The 3,517-nt window shown below is 36.8% G+C and carries 4 protein-coding genes; all 4 read left to right on the top strand.

Features of this window, described 5'->3' with window-relative positions:
- Positions 1-131 precede the first annotated feature (131 nt).
- The 4 genes from rfbA to rfbD are packed head-to-tail and all read left to right on the top strand — an operon-like array spanning position 132 to position 3,474.
- Complete coding sequence (gene rfbA, locus H5975_RS07635; RefSeq protein WP_204785542.1) at positions 132-1,001, top strand: glucose-1-phosphate thymidylyltransferase RfbA; 870 nt, start codon at positions 132-134, stop codon at positions 999-1,001.
- Between the two features lie 16 nt (positions 1,002-1,017).
- Entirely contained in the window at positions 1,018-1,593 is a 576-nt protein-coding gene (rfbC, locus tag H5975_RS07640) for a dTDP-4-dehydrorhamnose 3,5-epimerase (RefSeq protein ID WP_204785543.1), read from the top strand.
- Between the two features lie 2 nt (positions 1,594-1,595).
- Positions 1,596-2,579, top strand: coding sequence for a dTDP-glucose 4,6-dehydratase (gene rfbB, locus H5975_RS07645; RefSeq protein WP_204785544.1), 984 nt, complete (start codon positions 1,596-1,598; stop codon positions 2,577-2,579).
- Positions 2,580-2,631: 52 nt separating this feature from the next.
- Entirely contained in the window at positions 2,632-3,474 is an 843-nt protein-coding gene (gene rfbD / locus H5975_RS07650) for a dTDP-4-dehydrorhamnose reductase (RefSeq protein WP_204785545.1), read from the top strand.
- Positions 3,475-3,517 lie beyond the last annotated feature (43 nt).

Here is a 3,517-nt window from a genome sequence, read left to right on the forward strand (position 1 = left end):
CTGTTTATCAATCTGAAGAAATGAGTAGAACTCGGGCATTAAGGGCTTGTCTACATTTTTTAAAAACCAAATTGTAAGCATATGTGGTAAAATATTTGTGAATTATTTAGATTCTTGGAGGCTTTTTACCGATGAAAGGTATCATTCTTGCGGGTGGTTCAGGGACACGTTTGTATCCTATTACCCGTGGTATTTCAAAACAATTAATCCCGGTTTATGATAAACCAATGGTTTACTACCCACTATCAACGTTAATGTTAGCTGGAATTCAGGATGTATTAGTTATTTCTACACCTGACTACATGCCACTTTTTCAAAATTTATTGGGGGATGGCTATGATCTCGGAATGAACTTTTCTTACAAAGTTCAAGAACACCCGAACGGTTTGGCAGAGGCTTTTATCCTAGGTAAGGACTTCATTGGAAATGATAGTGTGTGCCTTATTTTAGGTGATAATATTTTCTATGGTTCCGGACTTTCACAATTATTACAATCTGCAGCTCAAAAAGATGAGGGAGCTACTGTTTTTGGTTATCATGTTAATGATCCTGAACGGTTTGGGGTTGTTGAATTTGATCAAAATAAACATGCCCTTTCTATCGAAGAAAAGCCAAAACAACCAAAGAGTAATTATGCAATTACTGGTTTATATTTTTATGATAATAATGTTGTTGACATTGCTAAAAATATTCAACCATCTGCTCGTGGTGAATTAGAAATCACGGATGTCAATAATGAATATTTAAAGGCAGGTCATCTTGATGTTAAATTAATGGGTCGTGGTTTTGCATGGCTTGATACCGGGACCCACGATGCAATGCTTGAGGCTGCTAACTTTATTTCAACAATTGAGAAGCGAGAAAATCTTAAGGTTGCATCAATTGAAGAAATTGCCTACCGAATGGGATATATTGATCGTGACCAATTAGTTAAATTAGCACAACCGTTAAAGAAAAATGATTATGGTCAATATTTGTTACGGTTAGCAGAGCAAAATTAAAGGGGAGAATTATAGGATGTCATTAAAAGTTATTGATACTAAATTACCTGACGCTAAAATTGTAGAAACCGATGTCTTTGGTGATCATCGGGGATTCTTCACCGAAACTTATACAAAGAATAAATTCGAAGACGCAGGAATTAATATTGAATTCACTCAGGATAATCAATCTTTATCCGTTGAACCAGGTGTTTTACGGGGCTTACATTACCAATTAGCGCCATATTGCCAAACTAAATTATTGAGGGCTGTAACTGGTGCAATTTATGATGTGATTGTGGATATTCGAAAGGGCTCTCCGGCTTATGGTCAATGGCAAGGATTTATTTTGAGCGAATATAATCATCGCCAATTATTGGTTCCTAAAGGTTTTGCTCACGGTTTTGTTACCTTAACACCAAATGTTAATGTTGCTTACAAGGTCGATGGATACTATGCTCCAGATGCTGACCGAGGAATTGCTTTTGATGATCCTGATTTGAATATTGATTGGCCAATGCCAAAGGAACATTTAATTCTCTCTGAAAAGGATCAACACCATCCATCATTTAAGGATGCGGAAATGAACTTCACGTATGGGGAGGAAAATTAAGGATGAATATCTTAGTAACCGGTGGAGCCGGATTTATCGGTAGTAACTTTATTCACTATATGTTGAAGGAACATCCGGATGATGTTTTAGTAAATTTAGACCTGTTAACTTATGCAGGTAATATTCATAATCTTGATGATATCAAAGATAACCCTCGTTATCATTTTGTGAAGGGCAACATTGTTAATCGTGAATTAGTAACCCACTTAGTCCATGAATTCGATATTGATCACATCGTAAACTTTGCGGCAGAGTCACATGTTGACCGTTCAATTTTGCATCCTGAAGCTTTTATCGAAACTAATGTTCAAGGAACATTAGCATTATTGGATGTTGCTAAACGTGAGGGTGTTGAGAAGTTCTTACAAGTTTCCACAGATGAGGTTTATGGAACCTTAGGAGCGGAAGGTTACTTTAAAGAAACTACGCCGCTTGCACCTAATTCTCCATATTCAGCATCTAAGGCCAGTGCGGACATGGTTGTTCGTGCTTATCACAATACTTATAGTATGAACGTGAATATTACTCGTTGTTCAAACAACTATGGACCTTACCAATTCCCAGAAAAGTTAATTCCTTTGATGGTATCTAACGCTATGGAAGGTAAAAAGTTACCAATTTATGGTGATGGTAAGAATATTCGTGACTGGTTATATGTTACGGATCACTGTCGTGCCATCGATTTAGTGCTTCGGAAGGGTAAGTCTGGTGAAGTTTACAACGTTGGTGGACACAACGAACGGAATAACAATGAAATTGTTCACTTGATTGTGAAACACCTCGGAGCTTCTGAAGATCTTATTGAATATGTTAAGGATCGTTTGGGTCATGATCGTCGTTACGGGATTGATCCAACAAAGATTGAAACAGAATTAGGTTGGAAGCCTGAATATACTTTTGATACTGGAATTATCAAGACTATTGATTGGTACACTAGTCATGAAGACTGGTGGCGCCCATTGAAAGATAAAGCTAAATTGAAATAAAATATTGAATTGAAGGGAGGGGCAACCTCCCTCTTTTTTGGAGGAAATTAAGATGGCAGACTACTTAATTACTGGAAGCCATGGTCAATTAGGAACGGAACTATCAAGACTGTTTGATACAAAAGGCATTGACTATGTAGGCTATGATTCTAATGAAATGGATATTACTAATCGTGAATTAGTAATGAATACCATCAAAGAGGTACATCCGAAAGTGATTTTTCATTGTGCAGCTTTTACTGCTGTAGATGCTGCAGAAGATGAAAAAAGGGAAATAAATTGGAAGGTTAATGTTGATGGTACCAAAAATGTGGCAGATGCGGCAGCTGCTGTTGGTGCTAAGCTTGTATATATTAGTACGGACTATGTGTTTGATGGTAATAATCTAGGGGAATATCAAGTTGATGATACGCCAAATCCGAAGAACGAATACGGTCGAGCAAAATTAGCTGGTGAACAAGCAGTTGAAGAAGCATTAGATGATTATTACATTATTCGTACTTCCTGGGTATTTGGTCAGTACGGTCATAACTTTGTCTTTACAATGCTAAAGCTGTCCGAAACCCATGATAAATTAACAGTTGTCGATGATCAGGTGGGAAGACCAACCTGGACCAAAACATTAGCTGAATTTATGTTGCATCTTGTTCAAACAAAAGCTACATTTGGAATGTATCAGTTATCAAATGAGGGACAATGTTCATGGTACGAATTTGCTCAAGAAATTCTAAAAAATAAGTCAGTTGAAGTATCACCGGTTACTTCAGAACAGTACCCTCAAAAGGCGTATCGTCCACGACATTCAGTTATGAGTTTACAGAAAGCAAAAGACACAGGCTTTAAGATCATTACGTGGAAAGAAGCATTAGGAAGATTTGAATTAAAAGTTCAGTGATTTTTGAGTTAAAGAGAGTAATTTTATGCTAAAAAATTTATGT

The organism is Limosilactobacillus coleohominis, assembly GCF_016901675.1.
GTDB classification, from domain to species: domain Bacteria; phylum Bacillota; class Bacilli; order Lactobacillales; family Lactobacillaceae; genus Limosilactobacillus; species Limosilactobacillus intestinavium.